This window comes from Patescibacteria group bacterium, assembly GCA_022560785.1.
In the GTDB taxonomy this organism is placed as follows: Bacteria; Patescibacteriota; Minisyncoccia; order Phycocordibacterales; family JADFSL01; genus JADFSL01.
Genome location: JADFSL010000004.1, coordinates 1 through 24,711, shown reverse-complemented (window position 1 = coordinate 24,711; position 24,711 = coordinate 1). Strand labels below are relative to the sequence as shown.

38 protein-coding genes are annotated in these 24,711 nt (G+C 40.9%); 6 read left to right on the top strand and 32 right to left on the bottom strand.

Annotation, left to right across the window (positions count from 1 at the left end; genetic code table 11):
- From IIB50_00850 to rplT, 4 genes are all read left to right on the top strand, one after another.
- On the top strand, positions 1-301 hold a 301-nt coding region (locus IIB50_00850), incomplete at its 5' end, for a hypothetical protein (protein ID MCH7529653.1).
- 288 nt (positions 302-589) lie between these two features.
- Complete coding sequence (gene infC / locus IIB50_00845; protein MCH7529652.1) at positions 590-1,102, top strand: translation initiation factor IF-3; 513 nt, start codon at positions 590-592, stop codon at positions 1,100-1,102.
- A 199-nt stretch (positions 1,103-1,301) separates the two neighbouring features.
- A complete protein-coding gene (locus IIB50_00840; protein MCH7529651.1) occupies positions 1,302-1,481 on the top strand; it encodes a 50S ribosomal protein L35 in 180 nt (59 codons plus the stop codon).
- A 33-nt stretch (positions 1,482-1,514) separates the two neighbouring features.
- Positions 1,515-1,859, top strand: coding sequence for a 50S ribosomal protein L20 (gene rplT / locus IIB50_00835; protein ID MCH7529650.1), 345 nt, complete (start codon positions 1,515-1,517; stop codon positions 1,857-1,859).
- A 32-nt stretch (positions 1,860-1,891) separates the two neighbouring features.
- Here rplT and IIB50_00830 read toward each other — a convergent pair whose 3' ends face one another.
- The 28 genes from IIB50_00830 to IIB50_00695 form a co-directional block, all read right to left on the bottom strand.
- Positions 1,892-2,524 carry a hypothetical protein gene (locus IIB50_00830; protein MCH7529649.1) on the bottom strand — a complete coding sequence of 211 codons (633 nt, stop codon included), beginning with the start codon at positions 2,522-2,524 and terminating at the stop codon, positions 1,892-1,894.
- A gap of 40 nt (positions 2,525-2,564) precedes the next feature.
- On the bottom strand, positions 2,565-3,941 hold the full coding sequence (locus IIB50_00825) for an MBL fold metallo-hydrolase (protein MCH7529648.1): 1,377 nt from the start codon (positions 3,939-3,941) through the stop codon (positions 2,565-2,567).
- Positions 3,942-4,262: 321 nt separating this feature from the next.
- Complete coding sequence (locus IIB50_00820) at positions 4,263-4,865, bottom strand: nucleoside-diphosphate kinase (GenBank protein MCH7529647.1); 603 nt, start codon at positions 4,863-4,865, stop codon at positions 4,263-4,265.
- A 156-nt stretch (positions 4,866-5,021) separates the two neighbouring features.
- Positions 5,022-5,807 (bottom strand): type I methionyl aminopeptidase, encoded by a 786-nt coding sequence (gene map / locus IIB50_00815; GenBank protein MCH7529646.1) that lies wholly within the window; start codon positions 5,805-5,807, stop codon positions 5,022-5,024.
- A gap of 1 nt (position 5,808) precedes the next feature.
- A complete protein-coding gene (locus tag IIB50_00810) occupies positions 5,809-6,411 on the bottom strand; it encodes a nucleoside monophosphate kinase (protein ID MCH7529645.1) in 603 nt (200 codons plus the stop codon).
- Between the two features lie 10 nt (positions 6,412-6,421).
- Positions 6,422-7,696 carry a preprotein translocase subunit SecY gene (gene secY, locus IIB50_00805; protein MCH7529644.1) on the bottom strand — a complete coding sequence of 425 codons (1,275 nt, stop codon included), beginning with the start codon at positions 7,694-7,696 and terminating at the stop codon, positions 6,422-6,424.
- A gap of 17 nt (positions 7,697-7,713) precedes the next feature.
- On the bottom strand, positions 7,714-8,154 hold the full coding sequence (locus IIB50_00800) for an uL15 family ribosomal protein (protein ID MCH7529643.1): 441 nt from the start codon (positions 8,152-8,154) through the stop codon (positions 7,714-7,716).
- Between the two features lie 4 nt (positions 8,155-8,158).
- A complete protein-coding gene (locus IIB50_00795; GenBank protein MCH7529642.1) occupies positions 8,159-8,632 on the bottom strand; it encodes a 30S ribosomal protein S5 in 474 nt (157 codons plus the stop codon).
- Positions 8,633-8,752: 120 nt separating this feature from the next.
- Positions 8,753-9,103, bottom strand: a complete 351-nt coding sequence (locus IIB50_00790; protein ID MCH7529641.1) for a 50S ribosomal protein L18 — start codon at positions 9,101-9,103, stop codon at positions 8,753-8,755.
- Position 9,104: 1 nt separating this feature from the next.
- Positions 9,105-9,641: a 50S ribosomal protein L6 gene (gene rplF / locus IIB50_00785; protein MCH7529640.1), complete on the bottom strand. Its 537-nt coding sequence runs from the start codon at positions 9,639-9,641 to the stop codon at positions 9,105-9,107.
- 2 nt (positions 9,642-9,643) lie between these two features.
- Positions 9,644-10,039 (bottom strand): 30S ribosomal protein S8, encoded by a 396-nt coding sequence (gene rpsH, locus IIB50_00780; protein ID MCH7529639.1) that lies wholly within the window; start codon positions 10,037-10,039, stop codon positions 9,644-9,646.
- The gene (locus IIB50_00775) at positions 10,033-10,218 is read right to left on the bottom strand and encodes a type Z 30S ribosomal protein S14 (protein ID MCH7529638.1); all 186 of its coding nucleotides are present in this window, start codon (positions 10,216-10,218) and stop codon (positions 10,033-10,035) included. The genes rpsH and IIB50_00775 overlap by 7 nt, the downstream gene beginning before the upstream one ends.
- Before the next feature lie 211 nt (positions 10,219-10,429).
- On the bottom strand, positions 10,430-10,981 hold the full coding sequence (rplE, locus tag IIB50_00770; GenBank protein ID MCH7529637.1) for a 50S ribosomal protein L5: 552 nt from the start codon (positions 10,979-10,981) through the stop codon (positions 10,430-10,432).
- A gap of 6 nt (positions 10,982-10,987) precedes the next feature.
- Positions 10,988-11,296: a 50S ribosomal protein L24 gene (rplX, locus tag IIB50_00765; protein MCH7529636.1), complete on the bottom strand. Its 309-nt coding sequence runs from the start codon at positions 11,294-11,296 to the stop codon at positions 10,988-10,990.
- 225 nt (positions 11,297-11,521) lie between these two features.
- Positions 11,522-11,893: a 50S ribosomal protein L14 gene (gene rplN / locus IIB50_00760; GenBank protein ID MCH7529635.1), complete on the bottom strand. Its 372-nt coding sequence runs from the start codon at positions 11,891-11,893 to the stop codon at positions 11,522-11,524.
- 158 nt (positions 11,894-12,051) lie between these two features.
- The gene (rpsQ, locus tag IIB50_00755; protein MCH7529634.1) at positions 12,052-12,336 is read right to left on the bottom strand and encodes a 30S ribosomal protein S17; all 285 of its coding nucleotides are present in this window, start codon (positions 12,334-12,336) and stop codon (positions 12,052-12,054) included.
- A gap of 8 nt (positions 12,337-12,344) precedes the next feature.
- Entirely contained in the window at positions 12,345-12,533 is a 189-nt protein-coding gene (gene rpmC / locus IIB50_00750) for a 50S ribosomal protein L29 (protein ID MCH7529633.1), read from the bottom strand.
- A 1-nt stretch (position 12,534) separates the two neighbouring features.
- A complete protein-coding gene (gene rplP / locus IIB50_00745; GenBank protein ID MCH7529632.1) occupies positions 12,535-12,957 on the bottom strand; it encodes a 50S ribosomal protein L16 in 423 nt (140 codons plus the stop codon).
- Positions 12,958-12,959: 2 nt separating this feature from the next.
- Positions 12,960-13,625 carry a 30S ribosomal protein S3 gene (gene rpsC, locus IIB50_00740; GenBank protein ID MCH7529631.1) on the bottom strand — a complete coding sequence of 222 codons (666 nt, stop codon included), beginning with the start codon at positions 13,623-13,625 and terminating at the stop codon, positions 12,960-12,962.
- Between the two features lie 9 nt (positions 13,626-13,634).
- A complete protein-coding gene (gene rplV, locus IIB50_00735; GenBank protein ID MCH7529630.1) occupies positions 13,635-14,099 on the bottom strand; it encodes a 50S ribosomal protein L22 in 465 nt (154 codons plus the stop codon).
- A gap of 7 nt (positions 14,100-14,106) precedes the next feature.
- Positions 14,107-14,448: a 30S ribosomal protein S19 gene (gene rpsS, locus IIB50_00730; GenBank protein MCH7529629.1), complete on the bottom strand. Its 342-nt coding sequence runs from the start codon at positions 14,446-14,448 to the stop codon at positions 14,107-14,109.
- A 95-nt stretch (positions 14,449-14,543) separates the two neighbouring features.
- Positions 14,544-15,389, bottom strand: coding sequence for a 50S ribosomal protein L2 (rplB, locus tag IIB50_00725; GenBank protein MCH7529628.1), 846 nt, complete (start codon positions 15,387-15,389; stop codon positions 14,544-14,546).
- A 1-nt stretch (position 15,390) separates the two neighbouring features.
- Positions 15,391-15,819, bottom strand: coding sequence for a 50S ribosomal protein L23 (locus tag IIB50_00720; protein MCH7529627.1), 429 nt, complete (start codon positions 15,817-15,819; stop codon positions 15,391-15,393).
- 6 nt (positions 15,820-15,825) lie between these two features.
- A complete protein-coding gene (gene rplD, locus IIB50_00715) occupies positions 15,826-16,548 on the bottom strand; it encodes a 50S ribosomal protein L4 (protein MCH7529626.1) in 723 nt (240 codons plus the stop codon).
- An 11-nt stretch (positions 16,549-16,559) separates the two neighbouring features.
- The gene (gene rplC, locus IIB50_00710) at positions 16,560-17,195 is read right to left on the bottom strand and encodes a 50S ribosomal protein L3 (protein ID MCH7529625.1); all 636 of its coding nucleotides are present in this window, start codon (positions 17,193-17,195) and stop codon (positions 16,560-16,562) included.
- Between the two features lie 69 nt (positions 17,196-17,264).
- The gene (gene rpsJ / locus IIB50_00705) at positions 17,265-17,705 is read right to left on the bottom strand and encodes a 30S ribosomal protein S10 (GenBank protein MCH7529624.1); all 441 of its coding nucleotides are present in this window, start codon (positions 17,703-17,705) and stop codon (positions 17,265-17,267) included.
- 73 nt (positions 17,706-17,778) lie between these two features.
- Positions 17,779-18,975, bottom strand: coding sequence for an elongation factor Tu (gene tuf / locus IIB50_00700; protein MCH7529623.1), 1,197 nt, complete (start codon positions 18,973-18,975; stop codon positions 17,779-17,781).
- Between the two features lie 231 nt (positions 18,976-19,206).
- The gene (locus tag IIB50_00695; GenBank protein ID MCH7529622.1) at positions 19,207-19,560 is read right to left on the bottom strand and encodes a pentapeptide repeat-containing protein; all 354 of its coding nucleotides are present in this window, start codon (positions 19,558-19,560) and stop codon (positions 19,207-19,209) included.
- A 148-nt stretch (positions 19,561-19,708) separates the two neighbouring features.
- Here IIB50_00695 and IIB50_00690 point away from each other — a divergent pair, with 148 nt between their 5' ends.
- Positions 19,709-20,164: a hypothetical protein gene (locus IIB50_00690; protein MCH7529621.1), complete on the top strand. Its 456-nt coding sequence runs from the start codon at positions 19,709-19,711 to the stop codon at positions 20,162-20,164.
- Between the two features lie 92 nt (positions 20,165-20,256).
- Here IIB50_00690 and fusA read toward each other — a convergent pair whose 3' ends face one another.
- The 4 genes from fusA to IIB50_00670 all read right to left on the bottom strand — a co-directional run bounded on the left by fusA (position 20,257) and on the right by IIB50_00670 (position 24,283).
- Complete coding sequence (gene fusA / locus IIB50_00685; GenBank protein ID MCH7529620.1) at positions 20,257-22,401, bottom strand: elongation factor G; 2,145 nt, start codon at positions 22,399-22,401, stop codon at positions 20,257-20,259.
- A gap of 185 nt (positions 22,402-22,586) precedes the next feature.
- Positions 22,587-23,057 carry a 30S ribosomal protein S7 gene (gene rpsG, locus IIB50_00680; GenBank protein MCH7529619.1) on the bottom strand — a complete coding sequence of 157 codons (471 nt, stop codon included), beginning with the start codon at positions 23,055-23,057 and terminating at the stop codon, positions 22,587-22,589.
- 18 nt (positions 23,058-23,075) lie between these two features.
- Positions 23,076-23,489: a 30S ribosomal protein S12 gene (gene rpsL, locus IIB50_00675; protein MCH7529618.1), complete on the bottom strand. Its 414-nt coding sequence runs from the start codon at positions 23,487-23,489 to the stop codon at positions 23,076-23,078.
- Between the two features lie 146 nt (positions 23,490-23,635).
- On the bottom strand, positions 23,636-24,283 hold the full coding sequence (locus IIB50_00670; protein MCH7529617.1) for a site-2 protease family protein: 648 nt from the start codon (positions 24,281-24,283) through the stop codon (positions 23,636-23,638).
- 45 nt (positions 24,284-24,328) lie between these two features.
- Between IIB50_00670 and IIB50_00665 the strand changes: the two genes are divergently transcribed.
- Positions 24,329-24,571 (top strand): 50S ribosomal protein L28, encoded by a 243-nt coding sequence (locus IIB50_00665; GenBank protein MCH7529616.1) that lies wholly within the window; start codon positions 24,329-24,331, stop codon positions 24,569-24,571.
- Positions 24,572-24,711: the final 140 nt, after the last annotated feature.

Here is a 24,711-nt window from a genome sequence, read left to right as displayed (position 1 = left end):
AGGATGGGGACCAGAAAATAAAGGGAGTGATTGCTTGGAGCATCCTCTCGAACTATACGGTGCTGTGGACTTGATTTGCTATGCCAATTTTCTTGAACGCAGTGAGGAATTCAAGATAGTTGTTTTTGTGAAAGACGATGTGGAAGCAAGAAAAATATTTGCTAAACGAATTTTGGAAGACGTACACATCACCATAGATTTTGACTACAACGCAGATTACAAAACTTTTTGGCTACTGGACTCTAGTTATCCTTTCATTCACCCTGAGGGACGGAGTTCACGCAATGTATTTCTTCATTAAGCACCATTTCTTTATAACCGCGCAGTATGTTGTGCGGTTATTTTTATTTTTTTGATTATCCACTATACTGTCTACTATGGTTGAGAACATAAACAACAATGGAACAGAGTTGTACCGTTGCGAAGAGTGCGGTCTCAAATATGCTGATAGAGAGATTGCTGAACGTTGTGAGAAGTGGTGCAGAGAAAACAAAAGCTGTAATCTGGACATCATTAAACACGCTGTAAATGACTGATATCAGAGCAAGGAAAATTGCCTGTATAATTATAATGTGCTATAATCACAAAGTTGATTGAAAGAGTAAGGATTAATAACCAAATACGGGTACGAGAACTGCGAGTAATGGGCGCCGATGGCGCTAATTTAGGTGTTATATCGCTTGATGAAGCTATTAAACACGCACGTACGGCAGATTTGGACTTGATTGAGGTGTCGCCAAAGGCCAATCCACCGGTCGCAAAAATAATGGACTATGGTAAGTTCCAGTACGAGCAGAAGAAAAAGCAAAAGGCGATCAAGGCAAAATCTCACGTCACTGAGACAAAAACAGTCCAAGTAAAGATCGGCACCGGAGAGCACGACCTTAATCTCAAGGCAAAGCGGGTGTCGGGCTGGCTCAAGGAAGGACACCGTGTGAAAATAGATTTGTTTCTCTGGGGACGGTACAAATACATGGAGTTTACCTTTCTGAAAGAACGCTTGGATAGATTTTTAAGACTCATTGTTGAAACATATAAAGTCGCAGACGAAATAAAAAAGAGCCCCAAAGGTTTGTCGGTAACTATTGAACACGATAAATAGTGAGTAGTCAGTAGTTGATAGTTGGTAGAATCGATAAAAATCTACAAACTATACACTACCAACCACCAACTAGAAAACATGAATCCCGTTAAAGACCGCGGTCGCATAAGATAAAATAAAACAATGCTACAAAATCGAACACACATTTATAGGATGATAAATACACAGGGCGGTATGACCGCGACCTGTCTCTAACGGGATGAAGACTAATAAATCATTTGCAAAACGAATAAAAATAACAAAAACGGGCAAACTGATTGCGCGAGCGACTGGTCAGAACCATTTTAATGCAAAAAAATCTCGCTCAAAACAACTTGCTAAAAAAAGAAAGGTGAGAATACAGATGACCAATAAATCTAAAAGTAGATTTCTTAACTAACAAACTAATAACCTATAAGATAAAAGCTATACTATGGCACGAGTAAAAAGAGGAACAATTTCATTAAAAACACGAAGAAATGTGCTCAAACAGGTAAAGGGGTATCGTTTTGGACGTTCAACAAAAGAACGACAGGCACGCGAAGCTATAGCGCACGCCGGGGCACATGCATTCGCGCATCGAAGAGATAAGAAAAATGATTTTAGACGATTGTGGACTGTGCGCATCAATGCAGCAGCACGCGTATTAGGATTCCCCTATAGCAAGTTGATTGATAAGTTAAAAAAGAAAAATATCACTCTTGATAGAAAAATACTCTCGAGTATAGCAAAGGATAATCCAAAATCATTTGAGCGGATACTGAAGAAACTTCAATAACAAAACATCTCGCAGTTGTGCGAGGTGTTTTGTTATAGTATTAAATCTTTTTCATTTCCTTCAATACTTTTGTGGTGATAATACACACGGTTATGGCGTGATTTTTCGTGTTTTACGAGTTCAACCACTTTTTCAACAAGTGTTTTTGGATCACTATCAAATACTATTTTGGTGTTTACCCTATGTCCCTTATCAATTATATTTCTTACAACCTCGTCCGTTTCCCACTCCCCTTCCAAAACACCTATTGGTTTACCATCTTCGTATGCAACAGTAAATTCATTTATAGTGCCGATTCGTCCACAGCCGATAAACACTGCATCGGATGAACGGGTAAGAAGTAGATTCCTGCCGGAGTATCCAAAACCGGTGTACACAATAATATCCAAATTTTCAATCGGCAGACGGTATATTTCTAGATGTTCACTTTCAGTTGATGCTGGTGAAAATCCTACAGACATACCACCCTCCTCCTTTGCTCCAGAGGCAGACCAATACGGAAACCCGGTCGTTGCGCCAGTCACTATTATGCCATTTTGTCGCACTATTTCCCTACCGAGTTCTTTGGCAATTTCAAACGCTTCAAAGCCACAATGTGCGGTTTCAGCTGCCCCCGACACGCATAGTTTGTACTTGCCATCTCCATTTGGTTGATTGTCCATCATGGTCCATATTGTAACACGGTAGTGCGTACTATCTCATTATTTAAAGCGCAATATCGAATTGTTGCCCCTGCTTTGGACTTATCGCTTGCACACTTAAGTAATCGCGTATCCGCTGTACCATGTGAAGTGCGGATTTTTCTTCTCCCATCGCAACAAACACTTGCTCAAGTGTTCTCGAAGAGTGACTTACAAAATCAAACAGCCCGTCGGTATCCCTATGTGCAGAATATCCACTTATATTCACTATTTTTGCTCTGATTGGAATCACTTCATTTTTAATAGTCACTTCTTTTGCGCCATCCTGAATCCTCCTACCGATACTACCGACTGACTGATATCCGACCAACAGAAGCGTACTTTTGGGGTCAGAGAGATGTTTTTTCTCGTGGAACTGTATACGTCCGCCACTGGACATTCCGGAGCCTGCAATAATTATTTTTGGATTGGGAATCTGCTCAATTTTTCTGGATTCATCTGCAGTTTTTGTCAATTTCAAATTTGGAAAGTCGAAAATATCGTCGCCGGATTGTATTTCTTCTTGTACTTCATTTTTAAAATTTTTAATTCTCTTTTTATAAATCGCTGTTATTTTGATCGCAAGCGGCGAATCAAGAAAAACCGGCACTTTTGGAATTCTTCCGTTTTCAACTAAATTATTTATCTCATAGAGCAATGTTTGAGTGCGCTCAATGGAAAAAGCGGGAATTAAAAGTGCCCCACCTTTATTTATAGTGTTCTCTATAATGTCTTCCAGTATTGCCGTTCGCTCTGCTACCGACTCATGTTTTCTATCACCGTAAACACTTTCCATGATCATATACGTTGCATCATCAATAAATTCTGTGTCTCGCAACAACGCTGATGGTGAGTTGCCCAAGTCCCCACTGAAAACTATTTTTCTATTTCCACCCTTTTGTGTTAATTCTATAATTGACGAACCAAGAATGTGTCCAGCGTCTTTAAAGTTAAACTGTAATCCGCCTTGAAGTGATGTCGTGGTATGATACGGCACCGTTTTCCACAGAGACATCGTTCTGTCAACATCTTCTCTTCCATAGAGCGGTTTTGTGCCATGCTGGCGCTTATCACTCTCAAAAACTCCTACGCTGTCTTGAAGCATTGCTTCCGAGAGTTCTTTGGTGCCAGGCGTTGAGTAAATGATTCCTTCAAAACCCTCCTTTACAAGCTTTGGAATTCTGCCTATGTGATCAGTATGTGCATGGGTTACCATCAATATATCTATGCTTTTGGGAGTATAGGCAAATGGCTCTCTGTTTTTTTCTTCGTCAAACTCACCACCTTGGAATAAACCACAGTCAACTAGTATTTTTACGTCTTCCCCTTCTAGTAAAAAATTGGCTCCGGTTACAGAGCCCGCTCCGCCGTGGAATGTGAGTTTGAATGTTTTTGAATTCATTATGTAAAAATTATAATAGTGTTTTTTACCACTAAAATATCCCGCTCCGCCCACTGGCAGACACGGGGTCCTTTAGGAGGGTTACAGGTATTGGCCACAGAAACGATAACGTGGGTGTTCGCAGCCACCAAACCTACGGATTGATGCAATATAGAACTCCCTTTTAAGACGAATTAAACTAGACAATACTCAATAACCCTTCTTACAGTATCTAATGATAACCTGTGACTTTGCAAGTAGATATTCTGTTGAAAACCTGTTGATAACTTGTCGAAAACAAAATTACAATGTTAATTCCAAAAAAACCCTTTGAAACAATGCTTATTTGAGGATGTCTTTTAGGTTGACGCTGTAGAGAATTTGTTCTTGAACTAGTTTATAGACAATAAGTTCATCTTTTTTAAACCAGTGCTTGATTTCACTCTCTGCTTCTTCTATGGACCCCGAAGCATGAATGAGGTTGCGCACTGCACGCCCGTCAGTGTCGGCCATGACATATGAGTCGAGCATCAGGTCACCGCGAATGGTTCCAACGTCTGAGGTCAATGGTTCTGTCCCTCCGGTTATTTTCCGCACAATCGCTACTGAGTGAGCTCCCTGCCACACCATGACTATTACTGGCCCACATGTCATGTACTCCTTCAGTGCTTTGATAACAATTTCTCCAACTTCAATCGGATCGTCCGAGGGTGGTTTGATACCTTTTTTCTTATAACTCTCGATGCTTTTTTCTCCGGTTAATTTTTTCCAATTTGGATCAATTGTGTAATGATGTTCTATCATTTCAGGAGTGGGAACCGTTATTTTAATACCGATAAGTTTAAGTCCAATACGCTCGTAGCGCTGTATAATTTCTCCTATCAAAGAACGTTGTATACCATCTGGTTTTACAATAATGAGAGTTTTTTCTTCTTTATGATGCATAATAGATTTTGTTAATTATTTTGAATTGTAATGAAAAATGATGTTACTAAATCATTGCCCTGTTAAATGCGGCTTTGCTACTCCCGCTTCGCGGGATTTAACAGGGTTGAGTAAAATGTAGTTGCTGCGCTCATGATTTTATTCAAGATTATACCGTTACTTTGTTGGAAATTCAATTGTCAAAATTTCCGGCTCTCCGTCGGTTACTAAAATCGTGTGCTCAAAATGAGCGCTTATTTTCCCGTCTGCTGTTTTGAATGTATATCCATCACTATCCAGTGTAATATTCTCCGTGCCCTCATTTAACATCGGCTCAAGTGCAAGCACCATACCGGAGATAAGTTTCATGCCAGATCCAGGCGTACCATAGTTTGGAATTGATGGTTCTTCGTGCACTCTCTTTCCTACTCCATGCCCACCAAGCTCACGCACAATGCCATAGCCGTATGGCTTTGCAAATGATTCTATAGCGTGTCCTATATCCCCAATTGTGTTTCCGACACGAGCAGCGGCAATGCCGACAGAAAGTGCTTCTTTTGTAACTTTTATAAGTTTTTGTGCACTACTATCTATCTTCCCTACGCTAACTGTAACAGCAGAGTCCAGTATGAGACCATTGTGTGTCAGTCCACAATCAAGTCCCACTATATCCCCTTTTACAAGCGTCCGCGGATGTTCGTTTGGTATACCATGCACTATTTCATCGTTGACTGATACACAGAGCGTTGCAGGATACGGCTTTTTTACTCCATCAGGAGTGTAGTGTAGAAATGCTGAAGTGTCTCCACCATCCCGTATCAATTTTTCGGCAAGCTCATTGAGTTCTGAGGTTGTAACACCGGGTTTCACTATCTCTGCTACCAATCTCAATACACGTGCAAGTCTTTTGCCACCTTCACGCAGTGTATGTCGTTCTTTTTCGGTTTGCGCAATCATAGCCACACTATACTTTCAAAACTTTCAGACTTTTGATAATATCCTCGTGTACTTTTTCTATCGTTTGTTCTCCTTTGATTTCAAGAAAATTGTACGATTCATTCTTTCTGAAAAAATCAACCGCGGGTAAGACATCAGATTCATACCACTTCATTTTCGTATCTATTGACGCCCTTTTTTTATCATCGCTACGGCCTCTTTCCTCAAGTCTCTGCCGCGCCCACGCTTCCGTTACATTTATAAACACGAAATAGGGTTTTTCTCGCTTATAAAACCGGAGTGCCCCATCGAGAATCTTTGCCTCATTGAGCTTCCGTGGAATACCGTCTAAAATCAAGTGCTCTGTACCGGTAAACTCTTCAATCAATATGTTAGACCATACCCAGGAAGAGAGGAACGATGGTTGTAGAAGTCCACTATCATTTATCTCTCGTGCAAGAGTGCTTGTGTAGCTGTTCCCGACAACCAACGAACGAAATTGCTTTCCAGACTCAATATAAAATACCTGAGAATCCTTGTATTCCTGCTCTAGATATTCATTAAGCAGTTTGGCTTGTGTCCCCTTGCCACATCCGGAACGGCCTATAATGATAAATGTTTTTGGAACCATTGTGGTTCTTTTAATATTCTCGCATTGATATCTGTGAGTCAACCTTTCGTACCAAGTCAAGAATCACAGAGACCGCAATCAAAAGTGCAGTACCACCAATTGCGAGCGCTGTAATGCCCGTAATCGCTTGCATGGCAAGTGGCAACACCGCTATCGCCCCGAGAAAGACTGCGCCAACTAGTGTAATTCGTGTTAAAATTTTGCCAATGTACTGTGCAGTTGTTTTGCCAGGGCGAACACCGGGAATAAATGCACCGCTTTTTTGTAAATTTGTTGCTATTGAATCCGGGTCAAAAGTAACCGCGGTGTAAAAATAGGTGAACATAAAGACCAGCACAAAATACAGTAGTGAATACACAAAGCCATTTGCAAGAATGTTAAGAAATACTGACGAAACCGCTGAAATTATCGCGCTGTTAACATTTTCTAGAAACTGAAGTATCATCTGTGGAAACAGTAGTATTGAGAGTGCAAAAATGATTGGAATAACTCCCGCTTGATTGACGCGAAGTGGCAGGTAGGTTGAAATACCACCATAGACTTTCATGCCACGAACACGCTTTGCATAGGTGATTGGTATCGGCCGCTCGGCCTCGGTCACAATTACAACTCCCGCAATAATGAGAAGTCCCACTACAAAAAATCCAAGATAGAGTGGGATCTGGGAAATATCAAAGGTAAAGATAAGCTGGCTTACTGTTGTCGGAAGTCCAGAGACAATACCGGCAAAAATGATAAGTGAAACTCCGTTTCCGATTCCAAATTCGGTAATAAGCTCACCAATCCACATCAGAAGAATTGAACCAGCGGCTATAATGAGCACGTTGGTCAACATTCCAAATAATCCCAAATCAGGCACAATGCCCTGGCGACTGAGTAAAGTGAGGAACGCAAATCCTTGAACAAAGGCAAGTGGTACGGTGAGCAAACGTGAGTACTGACTGAATTTTTTCTTTCCCGCTTCACCCTCTTCCTGGTACATCGCCTTGAGCCGAGATGACATAATTGTCATGAGTTGCATGATAATCGACGCGGTAATGTACGGCGCAACACCGAGCATAACAATGGAGAGATTTGAGAGGCCACCACCTGAAAATATGTTGAGTAGTCCTAAAAATTGGTTGTTTGCGAAAAATTGCTCAAGACGAATAACATCAATTCCCGGAATCGGAATCGTGGCGAGTAATCGAAAAAGTATGAGTGCCCCAAGCACAAACAAAATTCTCCTGCGCAGAGTATTATCTTTTATTATCAATTTTACTTTTTCCAGAAATACTTCGAACATTTTTGTTTGTACGATTATTATGTGATACTGCCACCGGCTTTCTCAATATGTCCACGCGCAGTTTCGGATACCAAGCAACGTGAAACAACTATTTTCTTTTTGAGTTCACCAAAGCCGAGAATTTTTACCGATGGTAATTTACCTTTGTTTCTTTTTACCATCCCCCTACCAACAAGCGTTTTGGGAGATACTTCTTCGCCAGAATCAAACACTCTCTCGATAGTGTGGAGATTGATTATCGCTGGTTTTGTTTTAATGCTTCTGAAAATATTTTTTCCTCTACCGCGAAGCTTGGGAATCTTTTTTATCATATCGCGTATAGCAGGACGTATACCATGTCCTCCGTGTGCTTTTTGCCCTTTATGCCCACGTCCTGAAGTTTTGCCACGCTTACCTCCACGTCCTACCCGTACGCTTTTTTTGTTGCTATGTGCTCTCTGTAGTTGGTTGCTTTGCATAGTACTATAATTGAAGTTTTGAAAGCGCTTTTATTGCGGCTCGTGCATTGTTAAGCCTATTTTTGCTTCGTGAAAGAATCTTTGCGGTAACATTTTTAATACCGGCGAGCTCAAGCACATTTCGTACCGAACCGCCTGCAGCGAGTCCTCTGTTGGGAGCAGGCATAATAATAACATTTGAGGCACAGTACTTGGCTTCTGTCTCGTGTGGCAGTCGTTGCTCACTCGAGAGTTGTACCTTTATCATATGCTTCTTTGCATCCCTCGTTGCCTTTTCGATAGCGAGCGCTGTATCGGACGCTTTGCCGATACCGACACCGACTGATCCTTTTTTGTTTCCGGACACGAGTGCAACAGAAAAACTGAATCGTCTGCCTCCAGCTACCACTCGTGTTACCCTTCTGATGCTAATTATTTTTTGGTCAAATTCAGATCGTACACGGTCTTTTCGTCTTACCACTCGCCTGTGTTTCCCCATCGGCCTCTCCATTTTCTCGTTCAGAGTAGTTGTCGTCTGATTTTTCTGTTTATCATCAGTTTTTTTGTCATCCACTACCTTTTCTTTTACATCTTCTTTTGTAATTGCCTTTTCCATATATTAAAAATTTAATCCGCCTTTTCTTGCGCCATCTGCAAACGCTTTTATCTTTCCAGTGTAGAGAAATCCTCCTTTATCAAATACAACACTCTTTATTTTTTTTTCTTTTGCTTTCTTTGCCAAAAGCGCTCCCATTTCTTTTGCTTTTTCGGTCATTGTTTTTCCTTTTACACCAGAGGAAGACATTCCAACCAGAGTTGTGCCTTTTTCGTCGTTTATAATCTGTGCATAGAAATATTTGTTTGATTTAAATACTGACAAACGCGGTCGTGCGTCGGTACCGGATATCTTCGCTCTGACACGAGCGTGTCTTCTGGCCCTTCGTTGCAATTTTTCTTTTACCTTATTCATGTTATGTGACTGCACGCTTACCTTGTTTTCTTTTTACCACCTCATCCTCATAGTGTATCCCTTTCCCTTTGTACGGTTCTGGTTTTTTACTGCTTCTGACTTCGGCAGCAAATTGCCCAACCAACTCTTTGTTACTGCCTTGGATGCTAATGGTATTTTTTTCTACTGATACTGATAACCCATCAGGAATGGGGAAACGAACCTTGTGGGAAAAGCCAACCGAAAGCACTAACACATTTCCTTCAAGTTCAGTTTTAAAACCAATCCCTTCCACAACGAGTTTTTTCCCAAACGCCTCATTGACACCACGAATCATATTTGAAATGTGTGATGCATAGGTTCCCCATAGCGCACGGGCTTCGATTGTGTCATTGAGTGGAGATACCACCACTTTTTTATCTTTCACTTCAACGGCAATATTAGAGTTCATCGGTCGGCTCAGTTCGCCAAGCGGACCTTTCACGCTAATAGAGCCGTTTGAAACTGCGACTTCAGTTTTTTCCGGAATGACAATCGGTTGTTTTCCTATTCGTGACATGGTTACCAGATTTTAAATAGCACTTCTCCTCCAACCCTCTTTTTGCGAGCCTCTGCGCCAGTCAAAATTCCCTTCGGAGTTGAGAGAACAAGATTGCCTTTCCCGCGTAAGACCGGTCGTATTTCCGAAACTGATTGATAAATGCGTCTGCTCGGTTTTGAGATTCGAGAAACTCCGTGGATTTTTGACTCGTCGTCGTTGTCATATACTATTTCAACTTCAACACATTTTCGTGCTTTTTTCCCACGTTTTGTAACAGCTTTCAAATACCCTTCTTTTTCTAGCTTTTGAGCTACCTCAAACTTGAATTTTGAATACGGCACAATAATATTTTTCTTCTTTACCGCGGAAGCATTTTTGAGCTGTATGATGAAATCTCCTATTGGGTCATTTACCATGATGATTTTGTAATTCCAGGAATGTGTCCTTCGTTGGCAAGTTCTCTGAAACAGATGCGACAAAGGTCAAAATCTCGCATATATCCTCGTTTTCTTCCGCATTTGAAACAACGCCGAACAACTCGCGATTTAAATTTCGGAATCTTCTGTGACCGTGCAATTGTTGAAGTTTTTGCCATGTACCCTCTCTAAATTTTAGGCTAAGAGTATGTACTCTAAAACCAAGATTTTATTATAATAATATCGTTTCCCCTTCCCAAACAAAGCATTACAGCCTGTTTGGCTCATGCCAAACATAGCCAAAAACTTAGGAGGGTAAACAAATAAAAAAGCTCCCTGAGCTGTGGGGATTATAGTAACAATCAGCCCCCCCAATGTCAAACAGAGGTGTTATATTTCTTGTTTCTCTTTTTGAAGCGGAAACCCGAGATTGATAAGGAGAGCTTTTGCCTCTTTTTTGGTTTTGGCTGTTGTCACAATAGTAACCGAAAATCCAAACACATCTTTGAGATCTTCATCGGATGTCTCAGGAAAAATGGTGTGTTCTCTTATACCGATAGTGTAATTTCCCATCTCATCAATTGAATCTACCGACAACCCTCTAAAGTCACGTGCTCTCGGAAGAGCTATGGATATGAGCTTCTCGAGAAAGTCATACATTCTTTTTCCACGCAAAGTAACTTGGTATCCAATAGCATCACCTTGTCTGACTTTAAAAGCCGCAATTGATTTTTTTGCTCCGCGTGGAGCAGCTTTCTGTCCTGTGATTTTCAGAAGCCGGTCTTCTATAATACCCATGGCATGCTTGTCCGTGTTTTTTTTTCCTGTGCCAGTTGAAATAACAACCGCTTCAACCCTAGGTGCCTGCATTTGGTTAGTGTAATCAAACTCATTTTTTAGAGCACTGAATATTTTTTTCTGTTTTTGCAATACTGATTCCATAGTTGTCTAATCAAGGATCGTGTTACTCTTTTTTGCTACACGAACATATTTTCCGTTTACCAGCTTCTTGCCTATTCTCGTTGGAATATTCCCTTTTGGATCAAGTAGTTGAACGTTGGATATATGTATCGGCATAGTTTTTTTCAGTATTTGTCCTTTTTGGCTACTTCGTGTAGCTTTTTGATGGTGTTGTTTGATATTTATTCCTTCAATAATTACCTGATCGCGCCGCGGCAAAGCTCGCAATACTTTTCCGGTTTTGCCTTTGTCTGTTCCCGCTATGACCATTATTGTGTCTCCTTTTTTTATTTTCATAATGATTTACTTAATGAGTGTAACGAATTTAGAAAATCATTACCCTGTTAAATAACATTTGAGTTTTCTCAATTCTATCGACATGTTGTGTATTTATACTATATGATTTGTTTGACATATTCTTTATATACTTTTTTTCAAATGTTAATTTTTTCTTTGAAAAAATCATTTAACAGGGTTAAGTAAAATATATTCTTCTTCACTTTGTTCATAATCATTATTTTACTAAACTATTTCCTGAGCCAACGAAACTATTTTTTGATATCCCAATTCCCCGATTTCTCTCGGAATCGGACCAAAGATTCTTCCAGCGCGCGGTTCTTTCTTTCCTTTTTCAACAATAACAACAGCATTTTCATCAAAACGTATATATGATCCATCTTTTCTGCGAAATGGTTGGCGCTGTCGTACCACTACAGCGTGGTGTATTTCTTTTTTCTTAACTTGTTTGCGTGGCTCGGCAGTCTGGACCGAGAGTACCACCAAATCTCCAATACGAGCATATCGCTTTTTTGAACCACCGAGAATTTTAAATACTCTGGCGGTTTTGGCACCGGAGTTATCGGTAACTTTTACTATTGTCTCTGGTTGAATCATAATGATTTACTTAATGAGCAGGTCGAATTTAGAAAATCATTACCCTCCCAAGTTTTTGCACAAAATGCCATTGTTTTTTTAACAACATTTAAGATAGTATTTTCTGTTTTTTGTATAGTGTTCATAAGTACAAAAATTTGGGAGGGTTAAGAATTTTATTATCGCTCATCGCTCCTTAAAATTCTAAATGATTTGTCTTTGGAAATCGGCTTGGTCTCTTCTATGCGAACTTTGTCTCCAATGTTAAATGTGTTCCCGGCGTCATGTGCTTTATATTTTTTGACGCGCTTTATATATTTTTTATATGTCGGATGCTTTACATATCGCACCACAGCAACCACCACTGTATCTTTCATTTTGTTCGATACAACTATTCCCGATAGACGCTTCGGGTTTCTTTTTTCTTTGTCGGAGATAGTGTTTTGTGTTGTTTTGTCTGCCATGATATATATTATGTCTGTGTACGACGGATATGTAATTCTGTTTCAATGCGCGCAATTTCTCTTCGTGTATTTTTCGCTTCTTTTACATTACGAATCTTGCTTCCTGCTATCTCAAAACGGAAATTGCGTAGCGACTCCCTTTTTTCATTAAGAAGTTTTTTGAGATCTTTTTCATTTTTGCTCTGTATATCAGTCATGTTATCTTTCCCTCATCACTACTTTGGTTTTAAGCGGCAGTTTTGCTCCAGCTTTTCGCAATGCTTCCCTGGCAATTTTTTCATCCACTCCATCAACCTCAAACAATACACGACCTGGAAGTACCTCAAATACATAAGCTTTTAGATCTCCCTTTCCTTTCCCCATACCTACTTCAGCGGGCTTTGCGGTAACAGGTCTATCTGGGAAAATGCGAATCCATACCTTACCGACTTTGCCGAGTGTGCGAGAAATGACACGTCGTGCGGCTTCAATTTGATTTGACTGAACTCGTTTGTACGTCAAGGCCTTAAGTCCATATGAACCAAATGCAACCGTAATACCGCGAGTAGCAACTCCAATTTTTTTTGGATTTTTCCGGTGTGTTTGCCATTTTCGATGTTTTACTTTCTTTGGGAATAACATAATTACTTTTTATCTTCAAAAATATCCCCTTTGTAAATCCATACCTTAACTCCAATAACACCGTATGGTAATTGTGCCCTTACACGAGCAAAATCAATATCAGCTCTAAATGTCTGGAGTGGAATCCTTCCTTTTTTAATTTGTTCAGTTCGGGACATTTCTGCTCCTCCAAGTCTCCCAGCAATGGCAATGCGAACACCAAGCACATCCCGATTTGCCATAACTTTTTCAACCATCTGTTTGAGTACCCTTCTAAATGGCATTCGTTTTTCAAGACCTTCGGCAACCATTTGCCCCACAATAGCCGCATTTGATTCTGGTGATCGCACCTCCTCAATATCGATTTTGAGTTCTGGGTTGTCAGAGAGCTTGAGTGCGTTAATTTTCTTCTCAATATCTAATTTGAGTTTTGTAGCCCCCTCACCACTTCTGCCAATGATGAGTCCCGGTCGCGAAGTCTTTATAATGACACGAAGCATCTTATCACTCCGCTCTATCTCTACAGAACATACATACAATTTTTTGAGACGTTTTTCAAGATACTTTCGAATTGTTTCATCCGTTTTTATAAATTCACGGTAACGCTTAGGATCAGAGCTAAACCAACGAGACTTCCAGTCCCTTATGATTCCCAACCTATGCGCGTATGGATGTACAGTGTGTGTCATAAAATCAGTTTATGAGGTTTTTCCGCCTTTGGCGGAAGCTTTTAGCTTTTTAGGTAAAATGCGTTTTTTTACTGCCGGAGTTTTTATCTTTACAGCTACCTCTTTTTGTACTGACTGTTTGGATACTGCCTTCTTATCTACCTTTTTTTCCTTCTCACCAAGCATCACGCTAACATGACTGGTTCTTTTCCGTATTGGCGCAGCTCGTCCTCGTGCTCGTGCTTGAAATCGCTTGAACACAAATCCTTTATCAACCTGAATGCTTTTGATAATAAGGTCATTGCTTTTAGACCCAGTGGTTTGTTTAGCGTTTGCGAGCGCGGATGTAATGAGTTTTTTTACAGGGTCGGCTGCTTTCTTCCCAATAAAAGAAAGTGTGTTGAGGGCATGGTCAACACTTTTTCCTCGCACCAAGTCAGCAATAAGTCTGACCTTTCGAGGAGATTGTCGGTAATTTTTAAGTGTTGCTTTCATATATTATTTATTTTTTGGTTTCAGCCGAAACCTTGGCCGCTTTTGCTGCTGCTACTTCGGATTCTTTCTTTTTTATTTCCAACTCTTTCTGCATTTTACCCCCATGTCGTACAAATTTTTTGGTTGGAGAAAACTCTCCTAATCGATGTCCTACCATCTCTTCATTGACAAATACATCTATATGCTCCTTCCCGTTGTGAACGCCAAAAGTAAAGCCGACCATCTCGGGTGAAATCTGGCTCCTACGAGCCCATGTTTTAATGGTCCCTACTCCTGTAGGCTTTTTGCCTTCTACTTTTTTCAGTAGTTTTTCGTCTACATATGGACCTTTTTTTAGTGATCGTGCCATGTATATAAAAAATAACAGCTCCTGTGAGCTTGACGCCAATATTACGCAATATATGGCTTAATGTCAAACCATCACGCGCCTTAGCTGCACCTTATTTACCCCCGTTTTTTACCGACTTTCCTTCTTTTTACAATAAGAGCGTTTGAGTATTTCTTCACACGTCTCGTCTTTTGTCTTTTGCCTGTCGGTTTCCCCCACTTGCTTCGTGCTCTCCGATGACCTCGCCCCGCACGCCCCTCTCCGCCACCATGCGGGTGATCAACTGGGTTCATTGCCGCACCACGCACAGTGGGACGCCTACCAAGCCAGCGCGATCTGCCTGCCTTTCCAATAGTCACCAATTTATGTTCTTCATTGGAAACCTCTCCAATAGATGCCCATGAGGTAGATTTAACCTTTCTGATTTCAGAGGACGGCATCTTAAGATGTGCAAATCCACCATCAAGCGCTATGACTTCTGCATAATTGCCTGCAGACCGAGCAATTTTTGCACCACCATTTGGTTTTAGCTCAACATTGTATACAAAGGTACCCACCGGAATCTCCGACAGTGGAAGACGATTCCCTGGTTTGGGTTGTGCTTTTTCAGAAACAGTAACAATATCCCCAACAACAACCGACTGAGGTAGAAGTATGTAGCGTTTTTCTCCGTCACGATATGAGATAAGTCCTATAAATCCTGACCGGTTTGGATCGTATTCAATGGTTTCAACTTTTGCTGGAATATTTTTTTTGTTATACAGAAAATCTATATCTCGATAACGCCGCTTGTGTCCACCGCCCTTGTGTCTCGTTGTAAGACGACCAGCACTATTTCTACCAACAGATCGCTTAAAACCTCGTGTCAAAGACTTCTTTGGTTTTGAAACAGTGAGTTTCCCTTTATATATAACCGATGTCATTCCTCTACGACCCGGAGTTGTAGGTTTATACACTTTCATATTACACAATTTCTATACTATCGCCTTTACGCAGATATACATACGCTTTCTTTCCGGCTCCTCTTACGCCAAATCGTCCCTTTATTCGAGAAGGAACAATCTTTTTAGGTATTGGGGTAACTCGAATTTTAAGCGGTTTGACTTTATAAAAATGAAGAACCGCATCTGCAATGATTTTTTTGGTTGCCGTAGTTGCAACCTCAAATACATATACACCGTTTTGCGCCTGCGATGTCGCTTTTTCCGTGATGCGCGGACGTCTCAGGACAAACGATAGATCACTTTGCTCAGATGAGAGTTTCTTCTTGGGCACAGTATTGTCTGGTGTAACCTCTTTCTTTTCATGGATACGCGCACTAGTAGTTACGGATTTCTCTTTCACTTCCGTATTTTCTGGTTTTTTTTCTTTTTTAAAACTAAATAATGCCATGATGTATCATTTATTTGTATTTTTCTTCGTATTATCGGTAGATGTTGTAGCAGATAGTGCCACATCTTTTGAAGATCTTGCTTCTAGAAAAGAAATGGATTCTTTTGGATGTGAAACAACTAAATATTTGTATTTAAGTACATCACTCGGGTTTAAGTTTTGTATTTTGCCAATTGTTACGTTTCCAAAATTTTTAAAGCTTTTCTCCACATTTTCATCTCTCTCTACTATTGAAACTATTGCGGTATTTTTTCGTTTCGTAGCAAGCTTCTCAAAATTTGGAATTGTAGAAAGAGCTGTCAAAATTTCTTTTGCCTGAGCCGACTTTGGAGATGCTATTGAAATATCGTCAACAAATAGTAACTCACCGTCTTTTAATTTCCGTGAGATTACTATGTAGAGTGCTTTCGTTTTCATTTTTCTGTTAATTTTCTTTTTGTAATTTCTTTCGTTCCTTGGACCAAAAGTCACACCTCCCCCCTTCCATAGTGGAGAGCGTATAGATCCGTGTCGTGCTCGACCAGTGCCTTTTTGCCGCCACGGCTTCTTGCCCCCTCCCCTTACATCACCTCTCTCCTTTGTGTGAGCAACCGGAGTTCGTTTGTTGCTTTCAATAGAAACAACAACTTGATGCACTAAATCTGCATTCCATTGAAGACCAAAAACCTGTTTCGGTAGTGTTACCGTACCTTTTTGCTGTCCTGCTTGGTTGTATACTGATGCTTTCATATAAAATAATATTAGTTGTGTATCTCAACCAAGGTTCCCAATCGACCTGGCACAGAGCCCTTTACCACCAAAAGATTATGCTCCTTATCAATTTGCAAAATAGGAACATTTTTGAGAGTTATTCTGTCTCCCCCCATTCTCCCGGGCATTTTTTTTCCCTTGAATACCCTCTGTGGACCAGTGGCTCCTATTGAACCTCCTTCACGCTCAGAATGTTTTTGCCCGTGGGTGCGTGGACCGCCATGGAACCCATGCCTCTTCACCACACCTTGGAATCCTTTGCCTTTTGAAATTGCCGAAATAGTCACTTTCTCACCTTCTGAAAAAGTAGATACATCAACAATGTCTCCGACGGAATAGTCAGCTTTCCCATCATCATTTTTAGCGTGACGCTTTGTACCGGTTCTAAATTCCATCAGGACTTCAAAAGAGCCATGCTCCTTTACATGGCCTTTCATTGCTTGATTTAGATGTTTTTTGTTACGTGTTCCATACCCCACCTGTGTTGCGCTATAACCATCGATGTCTTTACTTTTCATTTGAGTAACAACAACAGGCCCAACACTAAGCACTGTTGCGGGATACACTTTGCCTTCACTATCGAAGACTTGTGTCATATGTTGTTTTTTTCCAAGAATAAATTTCATAATATTGTCCTACACCGTACAGCTTGCTGCGCGGAATAGACATTGTAATTGTACAGATAACGAGTACGGTTACTGCACCATTTTTACGTCAATGTTGACGCCAGAGGGTAAGCTTAAGTTAGTAAGCGCTTCAATCACTTTCTGCGACGGATTGAGAATATCTATGAGCCTCTTATGGACTCTCATCTCAAATTGTTCTCGCGCATCTTTAAAAATAAACGATGCTCTGTTTACTGTGTACTTTTTAATCTCCGTCGGTAGTGGCACTGGCCCAACCAAATGTGCATCAAGTCGCATAACGGTATCTATTATTTGTTTTACCGATGCGTCAAGTATTTTATGTTCATATGCACGCACTCGGATACGCAACTTTTGAACCACTACTTCCTTCTCCTGCTGTGTTTTAGCTTTGGGTACAGACCTTTTTTTTACCACGGTGCTCTTTTTCTTAGCAGCCGAAGCTCTAGGTTTCTTTGTGGTTGTTTTTTTCTGTGTTGCTTTTGTTGCCATGAGCTGGGATTTTGGAGGGACTCCCTCCAGTGTGGTAATTACAACGAACTTCCTAACAAAAGTAATCAGCTATCTAGCTGATTACTTTTGTTACAACTCCTGCGCCTACTGTTTTACCTCCTTCACGTACCGCAAACCGTTGCTGTTCTTCAAGAGCAACAGGTGCAACGAGCTTTACCTTAAATGTCACAGTGTCGCCTGGCATTACCATCTCGGTTCCTTCAGCAAGAGTAACTTCACCTGTTACATCAGTGGTCCTGATATAAAACTGTGGTTTGTATCCTGTAAAGAATGGGGTGTGCCGTCCACCTTCATCTTTGCTAAGAATGTATACTTCGCCTTCAAAATCAGTATGCGGAGTTACTGAACCTGTCTTTGCAAGCACCTGACCTCGATGAATGTTCTCCTTCTTAGTGCCGCGCAATAAAATACCTGCGTTGTCACCCGCCTGACCTTCATCAAGTTGCTTGTTGAACATTTCAATGCCAGTAACAGTTGTTTTGGTTGTGTCTTTGATTCCAATTATTTCAACTTCCTCACCGACTTTAACTTTTCCTCTCTCGATTCGTCCGGTTACAACTGTACCGCGTCCTTCAATTGAGAAAACGTCTTCAATTGGCATTAGGAATGGCTTGTCAATTTCACGCTTCGGAATAGGAATATACTCATCAAGTGCTTTTGTGAGCTCGAGAATTCCTTTTGCCCACTCATCGTCCACTGACTTTGCGTCAAGTGCCTTGAGAGCCGATCCTCTTATCACAGGTGCATCCTTACCGTCAAATCCTTGCTTATCGAGTAATTCTCTGATTTCCTCTTCAACCAAATCAATAAGATCTTTATCATCAACCTGATCTACTTTGTTGATAAAAACAATAATTTTTGGAACGCCAACCTGTTTTGCCAAAAGTACATGCTCCCTAGTTTGGGGCATCATACCATCGGATGCTGCAACTACGAGGATCGCGCCGTCCATCTGTGCTGCACCTGTAATCATGTTTTTGATGTAGTCAGCATGTCCGGGAGCATCAATGTGCGCGTAGTGACGCGCATCTGTTGAGTACTCGTTGTGGGAAAGAGCAATAGTAATACCACGTGCTTTTTCCTCGGGAGCACTGTCTATTTCATCTACCTTCCGCAATCTTACTTCATTTCCCGCAAGAGAAAGAACATGCAAAATAGCGGCGGTGAGTGTGGTCTTACCATGGTCAACATGACCGATGGTACCTACATTTACATGTGGTTTAGACCTGTCGAATTTATCTGCCATAATACTTCCTTGGATTAACTGCCAGAGTCAGTTCGCGAGAAACATCACTGATTCCCAGCAACTAAGAGCCAAATTACTGATAACGTACGTGCCTGATACCGTATAGACTTCCCTAGACTAGAACCAGCGCAACTAAAAATAACGCGCAATGCGATATGCGCTATTCTAACAGAATATTGCTTAATTAGTCAAGAAAATCACCCTCTGCGTGCGTGCAGAGGGTGAATGTGCATATTAATATACGTTTGATATTTCTTTCCAATTCTCAGGCGAATTATCTAAGATGGACTTTTTGGGTCCCACCGGGACTCCGGTACACGATAATGTGTCCACCTCGAAAATGTTTGACCCGTCGAGTTCTGCAAAAATAAATTTGATGTTGGTAAGATTATCGCCGAATATGACACGAGTTAAATTCGCAAAAGTAAAGTTTGCGTCGTCGAGATTGAATTCCGTGAGGTTGACTCCAAAAAGATTGACCCGAGTGAGATTAATCTCACCTTTAGGTCGATCTTTGTTGAATTCTGCCACACATCCGTTTTTAAGTAGAGCGACAAGCTCAGCCTTTGATAATTTTTTAGTTGGCATTTAAATTCTCCTATTTGGTGTTTAGTTTTCAAATGTACAAAATATAACCCAATAAAAAGATAACATGAAATTATCAGTATGTCAATTCTTTTCATGTGGTATCATGTCCTCAGACGATCTTACACAACAACTATAGGAGGAATCTTCTATGGATAGTAAAAAGATATCCATGCTCTATCGAGCAATGGATATGCTCGGCATTATAAATGATCCAACAAGAGCCTTGATGGCAGAGAAAATCGACGGGGCATTCTGGAGAGTGATTTATGTGGATGGCGAATGTGCACGAATAGTCGAACGCGCCGCCGAAGAAGTGGGATTGAGCCTCAGGGAAGTTGCTGAAGTTTTTAAAGTACGTTACTTCAGTACCTATGCACGAAACCAATATGCTAGAGATCGAAGAAATGACTATAAGGAGTTTGTTGAAGGATTAACGAGTCGTACGCTTAAACAGAAGCTTCTCATCCCAATTGCAGAAAAGGGTCTTAACCAACTTGTTAATACATACAAAACCTTGGGAAAAGGTGGCCTTAGAGCAACAAATCTACTGAAACAGATATACAGAAAAAAGAAGTCTCCTAAATATCAGTTAGAAGATACTTAAACCGCCACAGAACTGGCGGTTTAGTTTTGTGTTTAGCTCCTAAACCATCCCGTTTAAGCGAAGTGATAGGACGACACAAATAAAGTTTGTGTTTATCCTCTCACCTCAATAATTGTCTGGGCGACGTTGGTGGGCACAACAGCATAGTGGTCAAATTCCATGGTGGAACTTCCCCTCCCTTCGGTCATTGAGCGAAGGATTGTGATGTAGCCAAACATTTCCGAAAGCGGCACTTTTGCATTTACCACTTTGAGCATTCCGCGCTCCTCAGTGCTTTCAATCTGCCCACGCTTGGAACTCAAGTTTCCGGTGATGTCACCCATAAACTTCTCGGGTGTTACTATCTCGACTTTCATAATAGGTTCAAGGAGTACTGGGTTTGCCCGCTTTACTGCGTCTTGAAACGCTTGCGAAGCGGCAATTTTAAATGCAATTTCAGATGAGTCCACTTCATGGTATGAACCATCAAAAAGTTCGCATGAAATATCCACCAGCGGATATCCCGCGACAGTGCCTCTATCCATTGCCTCTCTGACTCCTTTTTGAACCGCAGGAATGTACTCGGCTGGTACTACGCCTCCTTTAATGGAGTTGATGAATTCAAATCCGTCTTCACGTTTAACATTTTTAGGCAGTTTTGCACCTTCCTCAAGTGGGACTAAAGGCTTGATACGTATTTTGACATGACCGTACTGACCACGACCACCTGTCTGCTTAATGTATTTTGTTTCAGCTTCCGCCTCTTTTTGTATTGTTTCGCGATACGCTACTTGCGGTTTGCCAACATTGGCTTCCACATTAAACTCGCGTTTCATTCTATCAACAAGAATGTCGAGGTGAAGCTCACCCATGCCGGAAATAATAGTTTCAAGAGTCTCTTTGTCTGTCGTTATCTTAAAGGTAGGATCCTCATCGGAAAGTTTTTTAAGCGCGATACCCATTTTTTCCTGGTCTGCTTTTGTTTTCGGTTCAATGCGAAGTTGAACCACTGGCTCAGGAAATTCAATTTTGTCTAGTATTATCGGATGTGCTTCGTCGCAGAGTGTGTCTGAAGTTTTTGTGTCTTTAAGTCCAACTGCTGCGGCAATCTCACCGGCATAGACCTTCTTTACATCCTCGCGATGGTTTGCGTGCATACGCAAAATTCGTCCCAATCGCTCTTTCTTGCCAGTCGATGAATTATATATATATGAACCTGCCTCTATCGTTCCTGAGTACACACGAAAGTAAGTCAGTTGCCCCACAAATGGATCAGTCTGGAGTTTAAATGCAAGTGCTGCAAATGGCTCATCATCGGATGCTTTTCGCTCTATTTCCTCTTCTGTTTTTGGATCTATTCCTTTTATTGGCAGTATATCAAGTGGTGAAGGAAGATAATCTATAACCGCATCAAGTACAAGCTGTATCCCTTTGTTTTTAAGTGCTGAACCAGTAAACACCGGTACCAATACGTTTCCAATGACTGATTTTCGTAAAATCCTTTTTAAATCCTCAACGGGAATTTCTTTTCCTTCAAGAAAGTCCTCAGTTGCTTTTTCATCATTTTCAACAATTTTTTCTACGAGCTCACTGTGGAGTTTTTGAGCTTCGTCTTTCATATTTGGAGGTATGTCTCCAGTCCGAACTTTCTCCCCCATATTTCCTTCAAAGTAGTATGCCTTCATTGTGAGCAAATCAACTATTCCTTCATGTTTTTCTTCTTCACCTATTGGAATTTGCATCTTAATTGCATTTTTTGTTAGCCTGTCCAATATTGTTTTGAATGACCGGTCAAAACTCGCACCGGTTCTGTCTAATTTGTTTATAAAGCAAATGCGTGGCACATTGTATTTATCCGCTTGCCTCCAGACGGTTTCTGACTGCGGTTCAACACCGGCAACTCCGTCGAAAACCACAACGCCGCCATCGAGCACCTTAAGAGAGCGTTCAACTTCAACGGTAAAATCCACATGTCCGGGAGTATCAATAATATTTATTCTGTGCTTGAGTGTTTCATCCCCTTCTTTTGCATATGTGGGTGTCCAAAAAGTAGTGGTTGCGGCTGATGTAATCGTGATTCCACGTTCTCGCTCTTGTTCCATCCAGTCCATCACTGCTTCGCCTTCGTGTACCTCGCCTATTTTGTGTGAGACACCGGTATAGAAAAGAACGCGCTCGGTAATAGTCGTCTTTCCAGCGTCAATATGGGCAATAATGCCAATATTTCTTACTTTTTCCAGCGGATAATCTCTTTCCATATATTTTTATTATTTTTCGTTAAAGCGAGGATGTTTCATTTTCAAAACCTCGCGCAACCAATTCTTTTTCCATTAAAGCGCAATGGGTGCTCATGAGATGCCTTGCGCAGCTCAGCAGAGGAAGCTATGCAAATTTTCATTAGAAAATTTATGTGTGCATTTCACAAGCACTCACGAGCGACCCTTTACCACGCAAAGTGCGCAAATGCCTTATTGGCTTCTGCCATTTTATGTGTATTTTCTTTCTTCTTTACTGCATCCCCTTCGTTGTTGCTTGCAGCAATCAGCTCATTGGCGAGATTTTTATACATGGGAGAACCTTTCTTTGCTCGCGCAGCATTGATTATCCAGCGCATAGCGAGAGCTTGTCTCCTTTCTGGACGAACTTCTCTCGGCACCTGATAGTTGGCACCTCCGACACGGCGAGATCTTACCTCCATCGTCGGGGTTACATTTCGCAGAGCTGTTTCAAAAATCTCAGTAGGGTCATCTGTTTTTATTTTTGTTTTTATTTCATCAAATGCATTGTACACAACCTTGCGCGCGGCATTTTTTCTGCCATCTTTCATAATTGAGTTTGTGAATTTTGCAACTTTTACAGAATTGTATACTGTTTCCGGTGCTGTTTTGTTTTTATTTTTTATCTTTCTTCGCATACGAGGATTATTATAGCGTTAATCGCCTTTTTGTTTTTTAGCACCGTAAAGACTTCTACCCTGTTTTCTATTTTCCACACCCGCTGTATCGAGCTTGCCACGAACCACCGTGTAACGAACACCGATGTCTTTTACCCTTCCTCCGCGCAGAAGCACCACTGAGTGTTCTTGTAGATTGTGCCCCATACCAGGAACATATGCAGTTACTTCCATACCATTAGTAAGACGTACCCGCACAATTTTTCTGATAGCAGAGTTCGGTTTTTTCGGGGTCTTTGTGGTCACCTTAATACATACGCCTCGTTTAAATGGAGACGAATAAAATGCCGGCCTGTTCTTGAGTGTATTAAAACCACGGCTAAGAGCCACCACTTTGGATTTTTTGGCGATTTTTTTCCTTTTCTTTTTTACGAGCTGATTTATGGTTGACATGTGTCCTCTCTAAATTTTTGGCTATACGTCTGATAAACAAAACATCCCCACAGGGAATACTAGCATTTATCCTCCTTATTTTACTAAAAAACTGCGCAATGCACAGTGACACTACTCTACTATATGAATACTATGAATGCAATATTTTAGAAAAATGGAATCCCTGTGATGAGTGTAAAGAGAAATGAGATAAGTGCAAAAAAGTACGGCCAAAGGAAAAATATGAATATAAAGATAAAACCCACCGCTGCGACAAACCCGTAGCGGATCATGAAATTCTGGAAGCGCATGTATGGCTGCATAAGCCCATACGGCAAAATTGCTGAGAGCACCTTTGATCCATCGAGTGGTGGCACCGGAATGAGATTGAAAAATGCGAGAAGAATATTTATGAATACCACATAACCGGCAAACTCTACAAAGGAAGCGGATACAAAATCAAATGCAATACCAAACCGAATAAGAAGACCAAAAACAAGAGCAAGTAAAACATTGACCAGTGGTCCCGCACCGGCGACCATTGCCTCCCCCCATTTGCCATTGCGCAGATTATACGGATTGTACGGCACTGGCTTTGCCCAGCCGATAAGAAAATTTGCTCCTGAAATCACCAAGAGTGCAGGGATTATGATTGAACCTAATGGATCAATGTGTTTGAGCGGATTAAGAGTGAGTCTTCCTGCAAGCCGTGCAGTCGGGTCACCGAGATACTCGGCAACATAGCCATGCGACACTTCGTGTATGACTATAGAGAGAATAAGTATCGTTATAATAAAAACAAAGTCAATTTGCATAGTATGTGCCTTAATGATAGCATAGCGTTTATAAAATTGAAAAATATGGCAAAGACGTGTCCAGTTACAGGAAAGGGTTCAAAGGTTGCAGGTGGTTATAGCAACCGTACTCGTGCTACCCAATTTAACCCCACCCCCAAAGTCAGACGTCATCCCAATCTCCAAAAAAAGAAAATTTATATTCCCGAACTCAAAAAAAGTATTACACTCACACTCTCCACAAAAGCAATTAAGACAATCAATAAAAAAGGAGCGTATGTGACGCTCAAAAAAGCGGGAATTATCTAGCTTGTTAGCTTTCTAGCTTCTAGCTAGTTAGAATACAATTTGCTACTTACAAAAATCGTACGATATATCGTACGATTTTGTGTGTCACTTTACTTAATGTCCAATCTTTTCTAAAATCATTTCAGATAAATATATACCAT

What these genes read in the sequence shown, in the direction of transcription:
- IIB50_00840 (MCH7529651.1), top strand. Translation starts at nt 1,302, where the DNA reads ATGAAGACTAATAAATCATTTGCAAAACGAATAAAAATAACAAAAACG.
- rplT (MCH7529650.1), top strand. Translation starts at nt 1,515, where the DNA reads ATGGCACGAGTAAAAAGAGGAACAATTTCATTAAAAACACGAAGAAAT.
- IIB50_00830 (MCH7529649.1), bottom strand. Translation starts at nt 2,524, where the DNA reads ATGATGGACAATCAACCAAATGGAGATGGCAAGTACAAACTATGCGTG.
- IIB50_00825 (MCH7529648.1), bottom strand. Translation starts at nt 3,941, where the DNA reads ATGAATTCAAAAACATTCAAACTCACATTCCACGGCGGAGCGGGCTCT.
- IIB50_00820 (MCH7529647.1), bottom strand. Translation starts at nt 4,865, where the DNA reads ATGCATCATAAAGAAGAAAAAACTCTCATTATTGTAAAACCAGATGGT.
- IIB50_00810 (MCH7529645.1), bottom strand. Translation starts at nt 6,411, where the DNA reads ATGGTTCCAAAAACATTTATCATTATAGGCCGTTCCGGATGTGGCAAG.
- secY (MCH7529644.1), bottom strand. Translation starts at nt 7,696, where the DNA reads ATGTTCGAAGTATTTCTGGAAAAAGTAAAATTGATAATAAAAGATAAT.
- IIB50_00800 (MCH7529643.1), bottom strand. Translation starts at nt 8,154, where the DNA reads ATGCAAAGCAACCAACTACAGAGAGCACATAGCAACAAAAAAAGCGTA.
- IIB50_00795 (MCH7529642.1), bottom strand. Translation starts at nt 8,632, where the DNA reads ATGGGGAAACACAGGCGAGTGGTAAGACGAAAAGACCGTGTACGATCT.
- IIB50_00790 (MCH7529641.1), bottom strand. Translation starts at nt 9,103, where the DNA reads ATGAATAAGGTAAAAGAAAAATTGCAACGAAGGGCCAGAAGACACGCT.
- rplF (MCH7529640.1), bottom strand. Translation starts at nt 9,641, where the DNA reads ATGTCACGAATAGGAAAACAACCGATTGTCATTCCGGAAAAAACTGAA.
- rpsH (MCH7529639.1), bottom strand. Translation starts at nt 10,039, where the DNA reads ATGGTAAATGACCCAATAGGAGATTTCATCATACAGCTCAAAAATGCT.
- IIB50_00775 (MCH7529638.1), bottom strand. Translation starts at nt 10,218, where the DNA reads ATGGCAAAAACTTCAACAATTGCACGGTCACAGAAGATTCCGAAATTT.
- rplE (MCH7529637.1), bottom strand. Translation starts at nt 10,981, where the DNA reads ATGGAATCAGTATTGCAAAAACAGAAAAAAATATTCAGTGCTCTAAAA.
- rplX (MCH7529636.1), bottom strand. Translation starts at nt 11,296, where the DNA reads ATGAAAATAAAAAAAGGAGACACAATAATGGTCATAGCGGGAACAGAC.
- rplN (MCH7529635.1), bottom strand. Translation starts at nt 11,893, where the DNA reads ATGATTCAACCAGAGACAATAGTAAAAGTTACCGATAACTCCGGTGCC.
- rpsQ (MCH7529634.1), bottom strand. Translation starts at nt 12,336, where the DNA reads ATGGCAGACAAAACAACACAAAACACTATCTCCGACAAAGAAAAAAGA.
- rpmC (MCH7529633.1), bottom strand. Translation starts at nt 12,533, where the DNA reads ATGACTGATATACAGAGCAAAAATGAAAAAGATCTCAAAAAACTTCTT.
- rplP (MCH7529632.1), bottom strand. Translation starts at nt 12,957, where the DNA reads ATGTTATTCCCAAAGAAAGTAAAACATCGAAAATGGCAAACACACCGG.
- rpsC (MCH7529631.1), bottom strand. Translation starts at nt 13,625, where the DNA reads ATGACACACACTGTACATCCATACGCGCATAGGTTGGGAATCATAAGG.
- rplV (MCH7529630.1), bottom strand. Translation starts at nt 14,099, where the DNA reads ATGAAAGCAACACTTAAAAATTACCGACAATCTCCTCGAAAGGTCAGA.
- rpsS (MCH7529629.1), bottom strand. Translation starts at nt 14,448, where the DNA reads ATGGCACGATCACTAAAAAAAGGTCCATATGTAGACGAAAAACTACTG.
- rplB (MCH7529628.1), bottom strand. Translation starts at nt 15,389, where the DNA reads ATGAAAGTGTATAAACCTACAACTCCGGGTCGTAGAGGAATGACATCG.
- IIB50_00720 (MCH7529627.1), bottom strand. Translation starts at nt 15,819, where the DNA reads ATGGCATTATTTAGTTTTAAAAAAGAAAAAAAACCAGAAAATACGGAA.
- rplD (MCH7529626.1), bottom strand. Translation starts at nt 16,548, where the DNA reads ATGAAAGCATCAGTATACAACCAAGCAGGACAGCAAAAAGGTACGGTA.
- rplC (MCH7529625.1), bottom strand. Translation starts at nt 17,195, where the DNA reads ATGAAATTTATTCTTGGAAAAAAACAACATATGACACAAGTCTTCGAT.
- rpsJ (MCH7529624.1), bottom strand. Translation starts at nt 17,705, where the DNA reads ATGGCAACAAAAGCAACACAGAAAAAAACAACCACAAAGAAACCTAGA.
- IIB50_00695 (MCH7529622.1), bottom strand. Translation starts at nt 19,560, where the DNA reads ATGCCAACTAAAAAATTATCAAAGGCTGAGCTTGTCGCTCTACTTAAA.
- IIB50_00690 (MCH7529621.1), top strand. Translation starts at nt 19,709, where the DNA reads ATGGATAGTAAAAAGATATCCATGCTCTATCGAGCAATGGATATGCTC.
- fusA (MCH7529620.1), bottom strand. Translation starts at nt 22,401, where the DNA reads ATGGAAAGAGATTATCCGCTGGAAAAAGTAAGAAATATTGGCATTATT.
- rpsG (MCH7529619.1), bottom strand. Translation starts at nt 23,057, where the DNA reads ATGCGAAGAAAGATAAAAAATAAAAACAAAACAGCACCGGAAACAGTA.
- rpsL (MCH7529618.1), bottom strand. Translation starts at nt 23,489, where the DNA reads ATGTCAACCATAAATCAGCTCGTAAAAAAGAAAAGGAAAAAAATCGCC.
- IIB50_00670 (MCH7529617.1), bottom strand. Translation starts at nt 24,283, where the DNA reads ATGCAAATTGACTTTGTTTTTATTATAACGATACTTATTCTCTCTATA.
- IIB50_00665 (MCH7529616.1), top strand. Translation starts at nt 24,329, where the DNA reads ATGGCAAAGACGTGTCCAGTTACAGGAAAGGGTTCAAAGGTTGCAGGT.